The organism is Brucella sp. TWI432 (genome assembly GCF_039674445.1).
Lineage (GTDB): Bacteria > Pseudomonadota > Alphaproteobacteria > Rhizobiales > Rhizobiaceae > Brucella > Brucella chromiisoli.
On sequence record NZ_JBDJNL010000001.1, the window covers coordinates 981,283 to 999,619 of the forward strand.

Below are 18,337 nucleotides of genomic sequence, written 5' to 3' on the forward strand. Positions count from 1 at the left end.
TATTGTTTTCTAACCCTCAAATTTCTGCCAGCCGCGTGGGCTAAGATGCTCTTGCGGCCTGAAGCGCGTCTTATATTGCATCTTGCGCGATCCCTCGACCCAATAGCCAAGATAGACGTAGGGAAGGCCGGCAGCGCGAGCGCGCTGGATATGATCGAGGATCATGAAAGTTCCGAGCGAACGCTCGTGCATATGCGGCGTGAAAAAGGAATAGACCATCGACAGGCCATCCGCCATCACGTCAGTGAGCGCTACCGCGATCAGCTCTCCATCGCCCTTGGCACTGATAAAACTGTCCGGCCCGCGTCTGCGGTATTCGATAATCTGCGTGTTGACATGGGTGTCTTCGACCATCATCGCATAATCGAGTACCGTCATATCGGACATGCCACCTGAATGGTGACGGGCATCCAGGTAGTCACGGAAAAGGGCATATTGCTCTGTGCTTGGTTGGGCGTTGTGCTGGCGACCAATCAGATCACGATTCTGATTCCAGACCCGGCGCATACTGCGGTTCATTTCGAATTCGCCCGTCAGAATGCGCACCGAAACACAGGCGCGGCAAAGCTCGCAGGCTGGGCGATAGGCAATATTCTGTGAGCGGCGAAAACCACCCTGTGTCAGCAGGTCATTGATTTCGTTGGCCTTATCACCCACAAGATGTGTGAAGACCTTCCTCTCCATCTGGCCGTCAAGATAGGGGCAGGGCGATGGAGCCGTTAAGAAAAACTGCGGAGACTGTTGCGGTTGATGGGTCATCCAATATCCACGAAACGGCAATGCCGAACCATCTATTCTGCTTTAAAGATTGAGCCGGCTGTCCAAAACGTCAATAGACATTTTGTGCAGCCGACCCTGAATTTTTTTGATGATTAACGATCCGAACGGATAACTGCAGTTCCAAGCAACAGGTCATGCACGGTGCGCTTACGGTCAATCACCAGTGTCGCGAGCAGGATCAGTGGTGTAAGAACGACATTTAAACCCCAGAAAAGAACCGTGTGAACCACTGCAAGCATTGGATCGACGCTCCCGCCCTCAAGGCGCACCAGTTTGATGTTCATCATCTGCATGCCCTTTGTGGCCTGCTGAGGTCCGCCCAGCGTGCGCGATACATATAGCAGCGCGACGATCGGGAACATGAACGCATAAAGCGCCCACCCCAGTGAAAGCGTTATGATGCCCAGAACGAAAATCATGATTGCAGCCGGAATGCATAAAAGAAAGACAATGAGATAGTCGATCAGAAAAGCCATAATGCGGCGTGTGCGCACGCCTTCAAAAAAAGCGCGGCTTTCAAAACGCGGGCCCATGATTTCGCCGTGCAGAATATTGTCGGACATTTTTCCTTCCAGTCCTTGTAAAGACACGTCCGGGAACAGCCGTCCGCTGTTCCGCCCAATGCGGAACAGTTTCAAGGTGGTGTACGAAGCTGGCTATTTCAAGGAAATAATATTTCGACCTGTCAGCGCTGACTGTTCAGCTTTTCGGCAACATCAAGTGCAAAATAGGTCAGAATGCCATCACAGCCTGCGCGTTTGAATGCCAGCAGGCTTTCCATGATAACTTTTTCTTCGTCAATCCAGCCATTCATGCCGGCCGCTTTGATCATCGAATATTCGCCTGATACCTGATAGGCATAAGTCGGCAGGCGGAATGTGCTCTTGAGGCGATGGATGATGTCGAGATAAGGCATTCCAGGCTTGACCATCAGCATGTCTGCGCCTTCAGCCACATCCTGTTCAGCCTCGCGCACCGCTTCGTCAGGGTTTGCAGGATCAATATAATAGGTCTTCTTGTCGCCTTTCAGCAGACCGGCGGTCCCGATTGCATCGCGGTATGGTCCATAGAAGGCGGATGCGAATTTTGTTGCATAGGACATGATGGGCACATGGTGGAAGCCATGGGCATCCAGCGCCTGACGAATAGCGCCGATCCGTCCGTCCATCATATCGGACGGTGCGATAATATCGGCACCGGCTTCGGCCTGTGCGAGCGCGCCGCGAACGATCATTGCAACCGATTCATCATTGATGATCTCACCATCCCGCAACACACCATCATGGCCATGCGTTGTGAACGGATCAAGTGCTGCATCGGTAATGATGCCGATTTCCGGTACTTCTTTTTTGATCGCACGCACGGCGCTATTGATCAGATTGTCGGGGCTTGCGACGAAAGCACCATCTTCTGTTTTGACTTCCGCTTTTTCGCGCGGGAAAGGGGCAATCGCCGGAATACCGAGCTTGGCGGCTTTCTCGGCCATGCGTACAGCCATATCCACTGAGTAGCGTTCAAGTCCCGGCATCGCGTCCACTGGTTCGCGGACATTGGTTCCGCAAGTCAGGAAAAATGGCAGGACCAGATCATCGACCGTCAGATGTGTTTCCTGCACCAGTCTGCGCGACCAGTCAGCCTTGCGCATTCGGCGCAGACGACGACTTTGCGTCACATCATCGACGTGAGCTGAAATGTTGGCAGAAGAAATGTTGGACAAACGATCAGTCATATAAATGTTCCCGAGAGAAGAAAGCTTGGGAATCTAACGGTTCGGAAGCTTGTTATCAGATGGGCACGGTTTATCACGGGAAAAGTGGCTAAACCAAGCACAATGGCCTGTGCAGGATTGACGCGGGGCGTTTCACTTTCTACCCATTAAAGCATTTCCAGCAAAAGTGCGTAGCGGCTTTGCGTCGGATAATGCGTGAGTGAAAAATCATTTCCAGCAAAAGTGCGTAGCGGTTTTGCGTCGGATAATGCGTGAGTGAAAAAGCATTTCCAGCAAAAGTGCGTAGCGGCTTTGCGTCGGATAATGCGTGAGTGAAAAATCATTTCCAGCAAAAGTGCGTAGCGGTTTTGCGTAAGAAAGAATGGTTAAAGTGGTTTCAGCGATTCAGTCATGACGGGAGTCGCTTTGGTCATAGGGGAGAGACATGATGCAAATCGATTTCGGTGGTGGCAGTGAAATCAGCTTTGAGCGCAAGGGAAAAGCGGGGCTGGTGAAACTGACGCGCACATCCGCGCTCAATGCTTTGACGCATAAAATGATTCTCGCCCTCGACCGCGCTTTGCAGGCCTGGGCAACAGACCCGGATGTCGCCTGCGTTATTATCGAAGGCGAAGGCCGCGCCTTCTGTGCAGGCGGCGACGTTGTTGCAGCCTATAAAGCAGGACGCGAAGGCACACCCGCGTTTGACTTTTTCCGTGATGAGTATCGACTGAATGCCCGCATCGGACGTTTTCCAAAGCCGTATATCTCGCTGCTTAATGGCATTGTGATGGGTGGTGGCGCTGGTATTTCGGTTCATGGTTCGCACCGGATCGTGACGGAAAACACGCTTTTTGCGATGCCTGAAACCGGCATTGGTTTCTTCCCGGATGTGGGTGGAAGTGCCTTCCTGCCGCATCTTCATGACAATTTTGGCTATTATCTTGCGCTCACCGGCAACCGCATTCGCTGGGGCGACTGCCTGCAAAGCGGTATCGCGACCCATGCGGTGGCTGCCAGTGAGCTCGAAGACCTTCGCGACGATCTCATTGCCAAAGCCGATGTTGATGCAGCTTTGGCGCGTATGCAGTACCCGGATTTTGAGACCACGCCCGAAACCCGCAAAATCATTGCGGAGAGTTTTGAATACGCAACGCTTGCCGAATGCCTCAACGCTTTGGAAAAAGCCGCAGCCGCAGGCAGTAAACCTGCAACGGATATTCTCAACGTCATTGCCACACGTTCGCCAACCAGTGTGGCTGTCACATTCCGCCAGATTGCTGATGGTCGAGCGCTGAGACTTGATGATTGCATGCGCATGGAATACCGCATTGCATCGCGTATGCTGGCTGAGCATGATTTTTATGAGGGTGTGCGTGCTGTGCTGATCGATAAGGACGGCGCGCCAGTCTGGAAGCCGGCTTCAATCGATGAAGTAAAGCCGGAAATGGTCAATGCGTATTTTGCTAATCTTGGCGAGAGGGAACTAAGCTTTTGATGCGCCAGGATGAACTGCACCAGCATAGACAAATCAGCGGCACCGAATGGTCCTTTGTGTGGTTTATAAGGATGATTGCACTCGTCGCTCTTGCGAGCGGCGTTTATTATTGGATTAAACTTATTGGGGTTCAGCCGGGCTTGCTGTGGCGTTTCGATCTCATGCCATGGCAATGGCAGACCGCGACCGTTGCACTTGCGCTGCTCTTGCCAGTCGCGGCGACCGGTCTGTGGATGCGCGCGCCATGGGGCCCGGTCTTGTGGTTTATCGCAGCATTTGGCGAAATCGCCATCTATTCAGTTTTTGCACGCGACTTTGAATACAGGCCTGTGACGGTGGGCTTTAACGTTGTCTGCATCCTTATTTATATTGTTTTCCGCGTGCTGCTTTTCCTTGAAAAAAGACAGCAATCCCGCATCGGCCTTATCAGCTGAAAGAGCCAATCAGTAACACAACGTTAAGCCTGAAATTGCATTTCTCTTGGTAAGCTACTGTTAAGGCTGACTTTTAATTCGAATTTTATGCATCGCATCTAAAGTCCTCTCAAGAACGGTGAGAAAATACACCGGACCAACAGGAAGAGAGCAGCCTCATGCAAGGCTGCTCCGACAGAGAGGCAAAAGAAATGAACAATGCACAACATAGAATGGATGCATCTGCTCCGCTTTTGAATCCCGAAGCAGCTCTCCGCACACTTTATCTCGAAGCATTGCAATTGGTTGAGCGTCTGCACCGTCGTCTGCTTGATGTGATCAAGGACGAATTTGATCGCAATGGCCGCAACGACATCAATGCAACGCAGGCGCTGCTCCTGTTTAACATCGGCAATTCTGAACTCACCGCCGGTGAATTGCGTTCGCGCGGCTATTATCTTGGTTCCAATGTTTCCTACAATCTGAAGAAACTGGTCGATATGGGCTTTATTCATCATGAGCGCTCAAGCACCGACCGTCGCTCGGTTCGGGTTAGCCTGACGGATAAGGGCAATGAAATTGCCGATCAGGTGCAGTCGCTTTATCAGCGCCACATTGCATCCATTGAGCAGGTCGGCGGCATTCAGGTTGAAGAGTTTACAGCTATGAACCGTTCTCTGCAGCGGCTTGATCGCTTTTGGAACGACAGCATCGCCTACAGGCTCTGATCAGGGCATAAGTCCTGTGAGATCAAAGCGCGTTCATGTTGCAGAACGGTCACAATGAGTAGAGTTCATTCGTTGATCTTTATAATAGCGAGCTATTTAAGTCGCACCGGCCTTGAATTCCCGGCATTGCGACATGATTAAGCCATAAAAACCGCTTTTAGAGCATTTCCAGCAAAAGTGCGAAGCGGTTTTGCGTGGGGTAATGCCTGAAAACAAACACATAGAGCATGTTTAATGGTTCAGTCAAAATAGGAACTGCTCTAGCCGATCTTTACAGCGCATTATCTGGGGTTGTTTTCGGATACACGTGTCCGGATTAAACTGATTAGCTTCTTGGGACAAAGAACATGACCAAAACCGACAAGAATACCGATGCTTTGAATGCAAGTCGCCGCAGCTTTTTGCGTGGCGCAGCAACTGCCGGTCTGACTGCGGCTGCTTCGGCCATGGTTCCTGCTGCTTTCGCACAACAACAGGCTTTAAACGATATTCTTGCCGCACCGCGTCGCGGTAACTGGGATGACCAGTTCGATGCGCGTGCGACGGGCGGTCAGAAAGTTGCCACCAATCAGCCGGTTATCAGCCAGCAGACTGTTGGTGATCTTCAGTCTGCCATCGCTCAATATGCAGATATTGCAGGTCGGGGAGGCTGGCCGCAGGTGCCGGGCAGTGCAAAGCTACAGCTTGGCGTCACGGATCCCTCGGTGCAGGCTCTGCGTCAGCGCCTTATTATTTCCGGCGACCTTCCGCGCGAAGCAGGCGTTTCCAGCGCATATGACACCTATGTCGATGCAGCGGTCAAGCGCTTCCAGTCGCGTCATGGCCTGCCAGCCGATGGCGTGATGGGCCAATTCACCTATGCTGCGATGAATGTGGACGCCAACACGCGCCTCGGCCAGTTGCAGACCAATCTTCAGCGCCTGTCGAGCATGGCGGGTGCAAGCCAGACCGAACAGCGCTTCGTGATGGTCAATATTCCGGCAGCGCGTATTGAAGCCGTTGAAAATGGCAGTGTTGCGCAGCGCCACACAGCGATTGTTGGCAAGATCGACCGTCAGACACCGATCCTGAATTCCAAAATCCACGAAGTTATTCTTAATCCTTATTGGACGGCACCAAAGTCGATCATTCAGAAGGATATCATTCCGCTGATGCGGAAGAATCCGCAATATCTGGCGAACAATAAGATTCGTCTTTACAATGCGCAGGGTCAGGAAGTTGCACCGGAAACTGTGGATTGGAATACTGATGACGCCGTGAAGCTGATGTTTCGTCAGGATCCAGGCAAGATCAATGCCATGTCTTCGACTAAGATTAACTTCCCCAATCCATATGCCGTTTATATGCATGACACGCCACAGAAGAGCTATTTCAACAAGCTCATGCGCTTCGATTCGTCGGGCTGTGTCCGTGTGCAGAATGTCCGCGATCTTGACGTATGGCTGTTGCAGAATACGGCTGGCTGGGATCGCCAGAACATCGAATCTACGATTGCATCTGGTGTCAATACACCTATTCAGCTGACCGATCCTGTGCCGTTGCACTTCGTCTACATCACCGCATGGTCGACAGGCGATGGCGTGGTGCAGTTCCGCGACGACATTTATAAGATGGACGGTGCGACTGCGTTGGCACTTGGCACCGATACTTAAGTTGCATTCACGTTTAAGAAAGCCGTCCGAACCTGTTTCGGGCGGCTTTTTTGTTGCAGCTTTGGCCGTAAGCTACGTCATGCCGCATTTTGGAACATGCTTTTCGCATCACGGCCATTGGCCTTGCCTGTCGAAGTGTGATACTGCGCCTCATCTCTTATAGGTGTGACCGGCTATCCCGGAGGGTGTGAAACATGTCTCAAGCCAATACCGCTTTTTTCAACGCAACTCTTGAAGAAATCGATGCCGATATTTTTGGTGCGATCCGCAACGAACTTGGTCGTCAGCGTCATGAAATCGAGTTGATCGCTTCTGAAAACATTGTTTCGCGCGCGGTTCTTGAAGCGCAGGGCTCCATCCTCACCAACAAATATGCCGAAGGCTATCCGGGCAAACGCTATTATGGCGGCTGCCAGTATGTTGACGTCGTAGAAGAACTGGCAATCGAACGTGCGAAGAAGCTGTTTGGTGCAGAGTTCGCTAACGTGCAGCCAAATTCCGGTAGCCAGATGAATCAGGCCGTGTTTCTGGCGCTTCTGCAGCCGGGCGACACGTTCATGGGCCTCGACCTCAATTCCGGTGGCCATCTGACCCACGGTTCACCAGTCAACATGTCCGGCAAGTGGTTCAACGTTGTTTCTTATGGTGTCCGTAAGGAAGATCATCTTCTGGATATGGAAGAAATCGCTCGCCTCGCACGCGAACACAAACCAAAGCTCATTCTCGCTGGCGGTACAGCCTATTCCCGCGTCTGGGATTGGAAACGCTTCCGCGAAATCGCTGACGAAGTTGGCGCATATTTGATGGTTGATATGGCACATATCGCAGGTCTTGTTGCTGCCGGTGTTCATCCATCACCCGTACCACACGCGCATGTTTGCACGACGACGACTCACAAGTCGCTTCGCGGTCCACGTGGCGGTATGATCCTCACCAACGATCCTGATCTGGCGAAAAAGTTTAACACAGCTGTTTTCCCCGGCCTTCAGGGTGGCCCGCTGATGCACGTGATCGCTGGTAAGGCTGTTGCATTTGCAGAAGCACTCAAGCCGGAATTCAAGGTCTACGCTCAGAACGTCGTTGATAATGCACGCGCATTGTCGGACGAACTGAAGTCTCACGGTCTCGACATTGTTTCCGGTGGTACGGACAACCATCTGATGCTGGTTGATCTGCGTCCAAAGAATGCAACCGGCAAGCGTGCAGAAGCCGCTCTTGGCCGTGCCAACATCACCTGTAACAAGAACGGCATTCCATTCGACCCGGAAAAGCCATTCGTAACATCGGGTATTCGTCTTGGTACACCTGCCGGTACGACCCGTGGTTTCGGTAAGGCTGAATTCAAGGAAATCGGCTCGCTGATTGCGGAAGTGCTCGATGGTCTTAAGGTTGCAAATTCCGATGAAGGCAATGCAAAGGTTGAAGCAGCGGTTAAGGAAAAGGTGGTTTCTCTGACCGAGCGCTTCCCGATGTACGGCTATCAGGGATAAGAGTTCAAATTTTGATGAAGCCCCACTCAACCCTGTTGAGTGGGGCTTTTTTTGTATTTGACTGTATTAGGCAGCATGGCCGTGATGGGGTATCATCGGCAGGAATCATTTCATTTAGTCAGTTGAAAGAGTGCCATGCGTTGTCCCTATTGCCAGTCTGAAGATACGCAGGTGAAGGATTCCCGCCCGGCGGAAGACGGCGCTGTTATTCGCAGGCGTCGTGTGTGTTCGGTCTGTGGTGGGCGATTTACGACATTTGAGCGCGTGCAGCTCCGCGAGCTGATGGTCGTCAAGAAAAGCGGTCGCAGGGTGCCATTTGATCGTGAGAAGCTTGCCCGTTCCATCGATGTAGCGCTGCGTAAGCGCCACGTGGATGAAGAGCGTGTTGAGCGTGCAATTTCTGGCATCGTGCGTCAGCTTGAAAGCTCGGGTGAAGCGGAAGTGACATCAGATGAAATTGGACGTCTCGCAATGGACGCGCTCAAGGGTGTCGATGATATCGCCTATATCCGCTTTGCTTCCGTCTATCGCAATTTCAGCAAGGCTGTTGATTTCCACAATGTCATCGACGAACTGACTGTAGCTGAAACTGATGGCGATCCGGACGCATAAGATGAGCCGAGTGGAATTTCCGCATACCAATGTCACGCCGGATGATGTTCGTTTCATGGAGGCGACGATCCGCCTTGCACGCCGCAACAAGGGGCTGACCGGCACAAACCCGTCAGTCGGTACGATCATTGTCAAGGACGGTATCATCGTCGGACGTGGTGTCACGGCACTTGGTGGCCGTCCTCATGCCGAGCCGCAGGCTCTGGCCGATGCAGGCGAAGCGGCAAAGGGCGCTACAGCCTATGTCACACTGGAACCTTGTGCGCATCATGGCCGCACGCCGCCATGTGCGGAAGCGCTGGTGCGCGCAGGTGTCGCGCGCGTGGTCGTTGCGGCTACTGATCCTGATGAAAGAGTGAGCGGAAAAGGCTTTGCCATATTGCGCGAAGCAGGCATTGAAGTGGTGCCGGGCGTTCTGTCGGTCAAGGCGGCGGATGATCTGGCGGGTTATCTGAATCGATCTTCTAAAAAACGCCCGGAAGTGATTCTGAAACTTGCACTTTCTGCCGATGGCTTTATCGGAAAAAAAGGCGAGGGGCAGGTCATGATTACCGGTCCGATTGCACGTGCCCAGTCACATATTTTGCGTTCACAGACCGATGTGATTCTCATCGGGGTTGATACGGCAATCGCTGATGATCCCATCCTCAATTGCCGTCTTCCGGGATTGGAACAACGCTCACCCATTCGCCTCATATTGGACAGCGGATTGAAATTACCGCTCGATTCAAGGCTTGTTCGCAGTTCGGAAGCCGTTCCATTGTGGCTTTCGTGTTGCGAAAACGTTGCGCCGGAAAGGCGCTATGAGATGCAAGCAGCCGGATGCCGCATTGTTGCAGCGGAAAGTCATGAAGGTCGTATCGCTTTACCGGAGCTGATGGACGATCTTGCAGCAGAGGGAATTTCTTCCGTGCTGGTTGAAGGCGGGGCCAATGTTGCCAGGAATTTTCTGAAAGAAGAGCTGGTAGACCGGCTTATCCTGTTCCATTCACCTGTAGAAATCGGCGCGATGCATGGGGTTGCCGTTACAGGTCTGCAATCCCATATCGATGATGAATTTACAATTTTGCGCGAAACGCAATACGGCGACGATGCCTGTATCGAGTATGTAAGGAAAACGTGATGTTTACTGGGATTGTCACCGATATCGGTAAAGTGGATCGTATCAAGCCTTTGAATGAAGGCGTTTTGCTGCGTATTGAAACAGCCTATGACCCGGAGACAATTGAGCTTGGTGCGTCAATTGCCTGCTCTGGTGTGTGCCTGACCGTTGTGGCGCTGCCGGAAAAAGGCACAAATGCCCGCTGGTTTGAAGTCGAGGCATGGGAAGAAGCGTTGCGTCTGACCACGATTTCCACTTGGGGAAGTGGCACCCGCATCAATCTTGAGCGCTCGCTCAAGCTTGGCGATGAAATGGGCGGTCATCTGGTTTCCGGCCATATTGATGGACAGGCAGAAATTGTTGAACGCAAGGAAGAGGGCGATGCTGTACGCTTCACCCTGCGCGCATCGGAAGAGCTTGCACCATTTATTGCGCAGAAGGGCTCGGTCGCGCTTGATGGCACCTCGCTGACGGTCAACGGTGTCAATGGAAACGAGTTTGATGTTCTGCTCATTCGTCATTCGCTGGGAGTGACCACCTGGGGCGACCGCAAGGTGGGCGACAGGATCAATATTGAGATTGATCAGCTCGCGCGATATGCAGCAAGGCTTGCGCAATATCAGAAATAAGCTTAGAGCCTACATTCTAAAGCTATAACAGCATTTTTCGAATTCAGCGTTGACCGCAGGTGTTGCGGTCCGCGATTTCTGCCATGGAGTCTCTCATGTCGAAGCACGAGGCGCACGCGCCGCATTTGCTCATTGTTGAAGCGCGTTTTTATGAGGAACTGTCCGATGCGCTTCTGGACGGCGCGAAGGCTGCTCTTGATGCGGCTGGCGCGACCTATGACGTTGTGACAGTGCCTGGTGCACTGGAAGTGCCCGCGACCATTTCTTTCGCACTTGATGGCGCGGAAAATGGCGGCACTTATTACGATGGTTATGTGGCTCTTGGCACGGTTATTCGCGGTGAAACCTATCATTTTGATATTGTTGCCAATGAATCCTGCCGTGCGCTGACCGATCTTTCCGTGGAAGAAGGTCTTGCTATCGGCAACGGTATTTTGACCGTTGAGAATGATGAACAGGCCTGGGTGCGTGCGCGTCGTGAAGACAAGGACAAGGGTGGCTTTGCGGCTCGTGCTGCGCTCACCATGATTGAACTGCGTAAGAAATTCGGAGCCTGATACGATGACTTCTTCTTCTGAAGGCCGTTCGGCACCAAATCTTCCGCGCACTGCAAATAAGCGTGGCGTTGCACGTCTTGCAGCCGTACAGGCGCTTTACCAGATGGATGTCGCCGGCACAGGCGTCATGGAAGTCGTGGCGGAATATGAAGCGCACCGACTTGGCAAGGAAGTCGATGGTACGCAGTATCTCGACGCTGATCCACAATGGTTCCGTGCCATTGTTGCAGGCGTTGTCGATAGCCAGTTAAAGCTCGACCCGGTGATTCATCAGGCGCTGACCGAAGATTGGCCGCTATCGCGTCTCGACTCGACACTGCGTGCCATTCTGCGTGCGGGTGCATGGGAATTGCAAACCCGCAAGGATGTGCCGACTGCCGTGATCGTTTCGGAATATGTGGATATTGCCAAAGCCTTCTACACCGAAGATGAGCCAAAGCTTGTTAATGCCGTGTTGGATCGTCTTGCCTTTGAACTGCGCGGCGAAAGCCGCGGTTCCAAGGCGCGTGGCAGATAAGTATCGCTCACTGCAATGCTGATTAAAAAGGCTACGATTTTTCGTAGCCTTTTTGCGTGGTTATGCAAAAAACTACGGCTTGACCTTTTAAGATGGCTTCCGCATGTTGGGTGCGCGGCATTGAGAATGCTCAAATGCATAAATAGCTGATGAACAAGCCGAAGAAGCCCGGTGAATGGTCGGCTTCAGGTTCTTCCTTGCCGCTATTCCAGGTCCGGGGAGGGGTTTCGGGCCTTTCATGCGCCAATGTGTGCAGGCAATTGCAAACTTGATTGCGAGCGATCTGTCTATAGCTGGTGCGCACTCAATGGGAGTTGGCCTAAATGGGAATCGGAATTCTTCTTCTTGTTATTGCCTGTGGTGTAGTTTCCGTTCTTTTCGCCATATGGGCGACGCGGTCTGTTCTGGCAGCGGATCAGGGCACAGCGCGCATGCAGGAAATTGCTGGTGCCATTCGTGAAGGCGCATCAGCCTATCTTACCCGACAATACACCACGATTGCCATTGTTGGCATCGTCGTCTTTTTGGCAGTCTGGTATCTGCTGTCGATCACTGCCGCTATCGGCTTTCTCATCGGAGCTGTCCTGTCTGGCTTGACTGGCTTCATCGGGATGCATGTCTCTGTGCGTGCAAATGTGCGCACGGCGCAGGCAGCTTCCTTAAGTCTTGCGGGAGGATTGGAACTCGCATTCAAATCCGGCGCTATTACAGGTCTTCTTGTCGCCGGTCTCGCGCTGCTTGGCGTCTCGGTGTATTATTTTATTCTGACAGTATGGATGGGCTATGCGCCTTCTGACCGCACCGTTATTGATGCCCTCGTGGCACTTGGCTTTGGCGCTTCGCTGATTTCAATCTTTGCGCGGCTTGGCGGCGGCATCTTCACCAAGGGTGCTGATGTCGGCGGCGATCTGGTTGGGAAGGTCGAAGCAGGTATCCCGGAAGATGACCCACGCAATCCGGCAACCATAGCGGACAATGTTGGTGATAATGTCGGTGACTGCGCTGGCATGGCAGCGGACTTGTTCGAAACCTATGCCGTGACAGTTGTTGCGACGATGGTTCTGGGCGCGATCTTCTTTGCTGGCTCGGATATGCTTTCAAGCGTGATGCTCTATCCACTGGCCATTTGCGGTGCTTGTGTCATCACGTCGATTGCCGGCACATTTTTCGTCAAACTCGGCGTTAATGGCTCCATTATGGGTGCGCTTTACAAGGGGTTGATTGCAACAGGCCTGCTTTCCATCGTGGGTATTGCCGTCGCCAACACGCTGACAATTGGCTGGGGCGAGGTCGGCGTGGTTGCAGGCATGTCTATCACCGGCACCAACCTGTTTATCTGTGGCATTATCGGTCTGATTGTGACGGGACTGATTGTTGTGATCACCGAATATTATACCGGCACCAACAAGCGCCCGGTCAACTCGATCGCACAGGCTTCGGTTACCGGCCACGGCACCAATGTTATTCAGGGGCTGGCTGTTTCGCTCGAATCAACTGCCCTGCCTGCAATTGTGATTGTGGGTGGTATCATCAGCACATATCAGCTCGCTGGTCTGTTCGGTACGGCAATTGCTGTTACAGCCATGCTTGGCATCGCGGGCATGATCGTGGCGCTTGATGCTTTCGGTCCGGTCACGGATAATGCAGGCGGCATTGCGGAAATGGCGGGGCTGGATCCCGAAGTGCGCAAATCGACCGATGCGCTTGATGCTGTTGGCAATACGACCAAGGCCGTCACCAAAGGCTATGCAATTGGATCGGCGGGTCTCGGTGCTCTGGTGCTTTTTGCGGCCTACTCCAATGATCTTGCTTATTTTGCCGCTAACGGACAAACCTATCCATATTTTGCGAATATGGGGCCGGTGTCGTTTGAGCTTTCCAATCCTTATGTGGTTGCCGGACTGATCTTTGGCGGTCTTATTCCCTATCTCTTTGGCGGTATGGCGATGACAGCTGTCGGTCGCGCGGGCAGTGCGGTGGTGCAGGAAGTGCGCCGCCAGTTTCGTGAAAAGCCGGGCATTATGACGGGACAGGATCGCCCTGATTATGCGCGGGCTGTCGATCTTCTGACCAAAGCTGCCATTCGCGAAATGATTATTCCTTCGCTCCTGCCGGTTCTAGCCCCACTTGTCGTCTATTTCGGCGTGCTGCTGATTTCCGGCTCCAAAGCGGCTGCTTTCGCGGCACTTGGCGCGTCGCTTCTGGGCGTCATCATCAACGGTTTGTTTGTGGCCATCTCCATGACATCCGGTGGCGGTGCCTGGGATAATGCCAAGAAGAGCTTTGAGGACGGCTTTACCGATGCTGATGGTGTCAAACACATGAAGGGATCGGAAGCGCATAAGGCTTCGGTAACGGGTGATACTGTCGGTGATCCTTACAAGGATACGGCCGGACCAGCCGTTAATCCGGCCATCAAGATCACCAACATTGTGGCGCTCTTACTGCTCGCAGTGCTCGCGCATTCGGCTTGATGCTTAAACACTAAAAAACCCGCCGTTAGGCGGGTTTTTCTTTAAGAGCATTTCCTGCAATTGATGGATTCGTTGGACATGCCCCAGCGATGAATTTGCAGGATTAATTATTGCCGCCCGCACTCATTCCGCCCGGAAGCGATGTCGGGGCTTTTGCAACGCCCTGAATAATCTGACCGATAAAGGTCTGATCCTTGCCGCCTGTTGGCGTGGTGCGCGAGACAAAATCAAAGACCTTGCCATCCTGAAGACCATAATTAGCGATATGATCTACCTTGCCGTCCTTGTCGAAGTAGATAGCAAGGATGTGACGGTCAATAATCTTCGGCTTCATGAATTGCGCTGCACGATAACGCTTCTGCGAAATGTAGTAAAACACTTCATTGTCGAAGGTCGCCGTCGTCGATGGCGTACCAAGTGCCAGAAGCACCTGTTCACGACTGGAGCCCACCGGCACCGAGTCGAGCGCCTGTGGATCAAGCACGTAACCCTCTGTGATCGTTTCCGACGGATTTAGCGTGGATGCAGTGTTGCAACCGGCAAGAGCCGCCGAAAAGAGAATTGCCGTGCCTGCGAGAAGGGCACGCTGTGTGCGTGCGCTTGGGAAAATTCGCTGCAACAAAGACCTCTCCATACATTCAATATCAGCGCGGCACTTTCGCCGTCGGGTGAACTTCGGTAAACCACCTTGCTTCTGGATGCAACAAGTACGGTCGTACGATAATGATTCTTCGACTATTTCGCCGCAAATCTAAGGCAAATGAGACAGTTGTGCTTCGCGTTTACGAGACGATCGTGGCGGCGGCGCGGCAAAAACGTTTTTATGCACAATTTCAGGTGCCTGATACGCCATTGGGGCGCTATGAGATGCTGTCGGTGCATATTTTTCTGGCCCTGCATCGTATGAAGGGCGAAAATTCGCCGCTCATGCCGCTCGCGCAGGACATTGCAGACGAGTTTTTCAAGGATGTCGATCATTCCCTGCGCGAATTGGGAATCGGTGATCAGGGTGTTCCAAAGCGCATGAAAAAGCTTGCACGCATGTTTTATGGGCGCGTCAACTCCTATGGTACGGCCCTCGACGACAATGACAGGAATGCGCTCGCAGCTGCTTTGACACGAAATATTCGCCCCGATCTCGAATTATGGCCGCAATCTCACTATTTGAGTGAATATGTCTTTGCCTGCCGTGATGATCTTCAAAAAATCGAAGATCAGGCTTTGGCAGCGGGCGACATATCCTTTATGGATGTGGAGAAAATGGCGTTTACGTCAACTGATATGGAAATAAAGGCACACGAGAATGACTGATAAACCGGCACTGAGCTATCCCGTTCCGGTTCTTCATCTGCCCGCGAAGGGCTTGACGGTGAACATTGGAACCAATGATAAGGAAAGAGCCGCATTGGCATCTGAACACGGCCTTCAGGCGGTTAAATCCTTTGATGCCGAGTTTCTGCTGACGCCTTGGAAAAAGAAGGGCGTTCGCCTGCGCGGTACCATTAAAGCCGAAGTCGTTCAGTCTTGCGGTGTGACACTCGAGCCAATCAATGCGAGTGTTTCGGAAGATGTCGATACGATTTTTGTGCCCGAAGATTCGCGTCTGGCCAAAGTCCAGCTTGATGAGAGCGGTGAATTGCTGCTCGACGCGGATGGCGCAGATATTCCTGAGACGTTTGTTGGCGATAAAATTGATATTGGTGCGGTTGCCGAAGAGTTTTTTGAACTGGCACTGGATCCATATCCGCGCAAGCCGGGCCTGCCAGTGGATGCTGAACCAGTCGTTTTTGGTGATACGGGTGAGGAAGATAAGCCTGATTCGCCTTTTGCAAAGCTCTCGGAATGGTCTAAGAAGCCGTGATTTAACCGATGGTTGAGAGAATCTGGTTGTGCGCGACCGGAAAAACACTATTTTCGCGGAGAAGCCCTCTGCGTGTATAAGCAGGTTTGGGCTAGGGATCGCACAGGAATAATCAAGAGTGATAAAAATTTCGATTGACGCCATGGGCGGTGATTTTGGCCCTGAAGTGGTCATCCCTGGTGCGGCGAAGGCGCTTGAGCGTCATCCTGATACCCGGTTTATCTTTTTTGGACTTGCCGGACAGGTTGAGCCGGTGCTTGCGCGGTATCCGAAACTTCAGGCCGCATCTGAATTTCGCGCCAGTCAGGTTGCGGTCAAGATGGATGACAAACCAAGTCAGGCGCTGCGTTCGGGGCGTGGTAAGTCTTCCATGTGGCAGGCAATTGAAGCGGTAAAAACCGGCGATGCCGATGTCTGTGTTTCCGCTGGGAACACCGGTGCACTGATGGCAATGTCGAAATTCTGCCTGCGTATGCTTTCCGATGTCGAGCGCCCGGCAATCGCCGCCATCTGGCCAAGCCTGCGCGGCGAAACCATTGTGCTGGATGTCGGCGCAACGATTGGTGCCGATGCGCGACAGCTTGTTGATTATGCCGTCATGGGCGCTGGCATGGCGCGCGCGCTGTTTGAGGTTCGTAAGCCAACAGTGGGTCTGCTTAACGTTGGCACTGAAGAGATCAAGGGCCTTGATGAGATCAAGGAAGCCGCGCAGATTTTGCGGGATACCCCCTTGGCAGGTCTGGAATATACCGGCTTTGTCGAAGGCAATGACATTGGCAAGGGCACAGTCGATGTGGTCGTGACCGAAGGCTTTACCGGCAATATTGCACTCAAAACCGCTGAAGGGACTGCGCGTCAGACGGCAACTTTGCTGCGTCAGGCCATGTCCAGAACGCTCCTTGCCAAGATCGGATATATTTTTGCGAAAGGTGCGTTTGATCGTGTTCGCGAGAAAATGGACCCGAACAAAGTCAATGGCGGTGTGTTGCTTGGCATGAGTGGCGTTGTCATTAAAAGCCATGGCGGTGCGACCGCAGAAGGATTTTGTTCTGCAATTGAAGTCGGTTATGACATGGTGCGCAACAAGCTTCTCCAAAAAATTGAAGCGGATCTGGCGCATTTCCATCATAGTCATCCGCACGCTGCGTCTACTGACGGCAATGGAAGCAGCTAAGTAAATAAGGCCCCCCAATACACGGGCACTAATTTTGACCAGCATACGTATGTTTCGCTGTAGTCAGGCTAGGACAGGAAAAACGATGATAAGATCTGTCGTAAGAGGAATTGGTTCTGCTCTCCCCAAGCGGATCATGAAAAATTCTGATTTTGAAGGCGTTATAGAAACCTCTGACGAATGGATCGTTCAGCGCACAGGCATTCGCCAGCGCCACATCGCAGGCGAGGGCGAAACCACCGTATCATTGGGCGCAGATGCCGCACGTGCTGCATTGGAAAATGCAGGCCTTCAGCCATCCGATATCGATCTGGTGCTTGTTGCGACTTCGACCCCAAATCATACTTTTCCGGCCAGTGCAGTGGAGATTCAGCGTGAGCTTGGCATCACGACCGGATTCGCATTCGACTTGCAGGCGGTTTGCAGCGGCTTCATCTATGCCATAACCACGGCCGATCTTTATATCCGTGGCGGTCTGGCCAAGCGGGTGCTGGTGATTGGTGCCGAAACATTCTCGCGCATCCTCGACTGGAATGACCGCACGACCTGTGTGTTGTTTGGTGACGGTGCAGGCGCACTTGTGCTTGAAGCATCCGAAGGCAAGGGGCTGACGTCTGATCGTGGTATTCTGACTGCAAACCTGCGATCCGATGGCAATCACAAGGAGAAACTGTTTGTCGATGGTGGTCCATCCACGACTCAGACAGTCGGTCATCTGCGAATGGAGGGCCGCGAAGTCTTTAAACATGCCGTGGGCATGATCACCGATGTGATTGAGGCTTCTTTTGCAGAAACAGGCCTGACAGCTGACGATATTGACTGGTTTGTGCCGCATCAGGCCAACAAGCGCATCATCGACGCTTCAGCGAAAAAGCTTAATATTGCCGAGGATAAGGTGGTGATCACCGTTGATATCCATGGAAATACCTCTGCGGCTTCCGTTCCGCTGGCGCTTGCAACAGCGGTTGCGGATGGCCGGATCAAGAAGGGCGACCTCGTTCTTCTGGAGGCAATGGGCGGTGGATTTACCTGGGGCGCGGTTTTGTTGCGCTGGTAATTGGAAATTTGATAGGCCGCGAGGAAACTCGCGGCTTGACCGAAGGCCGTTTATCTGTGTAACCTCCTGTCACTTAAGGATATTA

At 52.6% G+C, this 18,337-nt stretch carries 19 protein-coding genes; 15 read left to right on the plus strand and 4 right to left on the minus strand.

Going from position 1 to position 18,337, the window contains the following annotated elements; genetic code table 11:
• Nucleotides 1–9 precede the first annotated feature (9 nt).
• From ABE527_RS04825 to hemB, 3 genes are all read right to left on the minus strand, one after another.
• Entirely contained in the window at nt 10–759 is a 750-nt protein-coding gene (locus tag ABE527_RS04825; protein ID WP_499696270.1) for an arginyltransferase, read from the minus strand.
• A 113-nt stretch (nt 760–872) separates the two neighbouring features.
• On the minus strand, nt 873–1,343 hold the full coding sequence (locus ABE527_RS04830) for an RDD family protein (RefSeq protein ID WP_499696271.1): 471 nt from the start codon (nt 1,341–1,343) through the stop codon (nt 873–875).
• Nucleotides 1,344–1,465: 122 nt separating this feature from the next.
• The gene (gene hemB / locus ABE527_RS04835) at nt 1,466–2,509 is read right to left on the minus strand and encodes a porphobilinogen synthase (protein WP_265983375.1); all 1,044 of its coding nucleotides are present in this window, start codon (nt 2,507–2,509) and stop codon (nt 1,466–1,468) included.
• A gap of 427 nt (nt 2,510–2,936) precedes the next feature.
• Here hemB and ABE527_RS04840 point away from each other — a divergent pair, with 427 nt between their 5' ends.
• The 11 genes from ABE527_RS04840 to ABE527_RS04890 all read left to right on the plus strand — a co-directional run bounded on the left by ABE527_RS04840 (nt 2,937) and on the right by ABE527_RS04890 (nt 14,160).
• Complete coding sequence (locus ABE527_RS04840) at nt 2,937–3,986, plus strand: enoyl-CoA hydratase/isomerase family protein (RefSeq protein WP_499696332.1); 1,050 nt, start codon at nt 2,937–2,939, stop codon at nt 3,984–3,986.
• The gene (locus tag ABE527_RS04845; protein ID WP_265983376.1) at nt 3,986–4,420 is read left to right on the plus strand and encodes a DUF6163 family protein; all 435 of its coding nucleotides are present in this window, start codon (nt 3,986–3,988) and stop codon (nt 4,418–4,420) included. Before ABE527_RS04840 ends, ABE527_RS04845 begins: the two co-directional genes overlap by 1 nt.
• 191 nt (nt 4,421–4,611) lie before the next feature.
• On the plus strand, nt 4,612–5,127 hold the full coding sequence (gene ldtR, locus ABE527_RS04850; protein ID WP_499693625.1) for a transcriptional regulator LdtR: 516 nt from the start codon (nt 4,612–4,614) through the stop codon (nt 5,125–5,127).
• A gap of 347 nt (nt 5,128–5,474) precedes the next feature.
• On the plus strand, nt 5,475–6,779 hold the full coding sequence (locus ABE527_RS04855; RefSeq protein WP_499693626.1) for a L,D-transpeptidase family protein: 1,305 nt from the start codon (nt 5,475–5,477) through the stop codon (nt 6,777–6,779).
• A 194-nt stretch (nt 6,780–6,973) separates the two neighbouring features.
• Nucleotides 6,974–8,269 carry a serine hydroxymethyltransferase gene (glyA, locus tag ABE527_RS04860; RefSeq protein WP_499693627.1) on the plus strand — a complete coding sequence of 432 codons (1,296 nt, stop codon included), beginning with the start codon at nt 6,974–6,976 and terminating at the stop codon, nt 8,267–8,269.
• A gap of 135 nt (nt 8,270–8,404) precedes the next feature.
• Nucleotides 8,405–8,881 (plus strand): transcriptional regulator NrdR, encoded by a 477-nt coding sequence (gene nrdR, locus ABE527_RS04865; protein WP_265983380.1) that lies wholly within the window; start codon nt 8,405–8,407, stop codon nt 8,879–8,881.
• A gap of 1 nt (nt 8,882) precedes the next feature.
• Nucleotides 8,883–10,004 carry a bifunctional diaminohydroxyphosphoribosylaminopyrimidine deaminase/5-amino-6-(5-phosphoribosylamino)uracil reductase RibD gene (ribD, locus tag ABE527_RS04870; RefSeq protein ID WP_499696272.1) on the plus strand — a complete coding sequence of 374 codons (1,122 nt, stop codon included), beginning with the start codon at nt 8,883–8,885 and terminating at the stop codon, nt 10,002–10,004.
• Complete coding sequence (locus ABE527_RS04875) at nt 10,004–10,612, plus strand: riboflavin synthase (RefSeq protein ID WP_265983382.1); 609 nt, start codon at nt 10,004–10,006, stop codon at nt 10,610–10,612. Before ribD ends, ABE527_RS04875 begins: the two co-directional genes overlap by 1 nt.
• A gap of 95 nt (nt 10,613–10,707) precedes the next feature.
• A complete protein-coding gene (locus ABE527_RS04880; RefSeq protein ID WP_265983383.1) occupies nt 10,708–11,169 on the plus strand; it encodes a 6,7-dimethyl-8-ribityllumazine synthase in 462 nt (153 codons plus the stop codon).
• Between the two features lie 4 nt (nt 11,170–11,173).
• Nucleotides 11,174–11,686 carry a transcription antitermination factor NusB gene (gene nusB, locus ABE527_RS04885; RefSeq protein ID WP_499696273.1) on the plus strand — a complete coding sequence of 171 codons (513 nt, stop codon included), beginning with the start codon at nt 11,174–11,176 and terminating at the stop codon, nt 11,684–11,686.
• A gap of 323 nt (nt 11,687–12,009) precedes the next feature.
• A complete protein-coding gene (locus tag ABE527_RS04890) occupies nt 12,010–14,160 on the plus strand; it encodes a sodium-translocating pyrophosphatase (RefSeq protein ID WP_265983385.1) in 2,151 nt (716 codons plus the stop codon).
• A 103-nt stretch (nt 14,161–14,263) separates the two neighbouring features.
• Here ABE527_RS04890 and ABE527_RS04895 read toward each other — a convergent pair whose 3' ends face one another.
• A complete protein-coding gene (locus ABE527_RS04895) occupies nt 14,264–14,782 on the minus strand; it encodes an outer membrane protein assembly factor BamE (RefSeq protein WP_265983386.1) in 519 nt (172 codons plus the stop codon).
• 101 nt (nt 14,783–14,883) lie between these two features.
• Between ABE527_RS04895 and ABE527_RS04900 the strand changes: the two genes are divergently transcribed.
• The 4 genes from ABE527_RS04900 (at nt 14,884) to ABE527_RS04915 (ending at nt 18,252) form a co-directional block, all read left to right on the plus strand.
• Complete coding sequence (locus ABE527_RS04900; protein ID WP_499696274.1) at nt 14,884–15,471, plus strand: ubiquinol-cytochrome C chaperone family protein; 588 nt, start codon at nt 14,884–14,886, stop codon at nt 15,469–15,471.
• On the plus strand, nt 15,464–16,021 hold the full coding sequence (locus ABE527_RS04905) for a YceD family protein (protein WP_265983388.1): 558 nt from the start codon (nt 15,464–15,466) through the stop codon (nt 16,019–16,021). The genes ABE527_RS04900 and ABE527_RS04905 overlap by 8 nt, the downstream gene beginning before the upstream one ends.
• 118 nt (nt 16,022–16,139) lie before the next feature.
• Nucleotides 16,140–17,195, plus strand: coding sequence for a phosphate acyltransferase PlsX (plsX, locus tag ABE527_RS04910; protein ID WP_265983389.1), 1,056 nt, complete (start codon nt 16,140–16,142; stop codon nt 17,193–17,195).
• An 85-nt stretch (nt 17,196–17,280) separates the two neighbouring features.
• Nucleotides 17,281–18,252: a beta-ketoacyl-ACP synthase III gene (locus ABE527_RS04915; RefSeq protein ID WP_265983390.1), complete on the plus strand. Its 972-nt coding sequence runs from the start codon at nt 17,281–17,283 to the stop codon at nt 18,250–18,252.
• The last annotated feature ends 85 nt before the right edge of the window (nt 18,253–18,337 follow it).

What these genes read in the sequence shown, in the direction of transcription:
- ABE527_RS04825 (WP_499696270.1), bottom strand. Translation starts at nt 759, where the DNA reads ATGACCCATCAACCGCAACAGTCTCCGCAGTTTTTCTTAACGGCTCCA.
- ABE527_RS04830 (WP_499696271.1), bottom strand. Translation starts at nt 1,343, where the DNA reads ATGTCCGACAATATTCTGCACGGCGAAATCATGGGCCCGCGTTTTGAA.
- hemB (WP_265983375.1), bottom strand. Translation starts at nt 2,509, where the DNA reads ATGACTGATCGTTTGTCCAACATTTCTTCTGCCAACATTTCAGCTCAC.
- ABE527_RS04840 (WP_499696332.1), top strand. Translation starts at nt 2,937, where the DNA reads ATGCAAATCGATTTCGGTGGTGGCAGTGAAATCAGCTTTGAGCGCAAG.
- ABE527_RS04845 (WP_265983376.1), top strand. Translation starts at nt 3,986, where the DNA reads ATGCGCCAGGATGAACTGCACCAGCATAGACAAATCAGCGGCACCGAA.
- ldtR (WP_499693625.1), top strand. Translation starts at nt 4,612, where the DNA reads ATGAACAATGCACAACATAGAATGGATGCATCTGCTCCGCTTTTGAAT.
- ABE527_RS04855 (WP_499693626.1), top strand. Translation starts at nt 5,475, where the DNA reads ATGACCAAAACCGACAAGAATACCGATGCTTTGAATGCAAGTCGCCGC.
- glyA (WP_499693627.1), top strand. Translation starts at nt 6,974, where the DNA reads ATGTCTCAAGCCAATACCGCTTTTTTCAACGCAACTCTTGAAGAAATC.
- nrdR (WP_265983380.1), top strand. Translation starts at nt 8,405, where the DNA reads ATGCGTTGTCCCTATTGCCAGTCTGAAGATACGCAGGTGAAGGATTCC.
- ribD (WP_499696272.1), top strand. Translation starts at nt 8,883, where the DNA reads ATGAGCCGAGTGGAATTTCCGCATACCAATGTCACGCCGGATGATGTT.
- ABE527_RS04875 (WP_265983382.1), top strand. Translation starts at nt 10,004, where the DNA reads ATGTTTACTGGGATTGTCACCGATATCGGTAAAGTGGATCGTATCAAG.
- ABE527_RS04880 (WP_265983383.1), top strand. Translation starts at nt 10,708, where the DNA reads ATGTCGAAGCACGAGGCGCACGCGCCGCATTTGCTCATTGTTGAAGCG.
- nusB (WP_499696273.1), top strand. Translation starts at nt 11,174, where the DNA reads ATGACTTCTTCTTCTGAAGGCCGTTCGGCACCAAATCTTCCGCGCACT.
- ABE527_RS04890 (WP_265983385.1), top strand. Translation starts at nt 12,010, where the DNA reads ATGGGAATCGGAATTCTTCTTCTTGTTATTGCCTGTGGTGTAGTTTCC.
- ABE527_RS04900 (WP_499696274.1), top strand. Translation starts at nt 14,884, where the DNA reads ATGATTCTTCGACTATTTCGCCGCAAATCTAAGGCAAATGAGACAGTT.
- ABE527_RS04905 (WP_265983388.1), top strand. Translation starts at nt 15,464, where the DNA reads ATGACTGATAAACCGGCACTGAGCTATCCCGTTCCGGTTCTTCATCTG.
- ABE527_RS04915 (WP_265983390.1), top strand. Translation starts at nt 17,281, where the DNA reads ATGATAAGATCTGTCGTAAGAGGAATTGGTTCTGCTCTCCCCAAGCGG.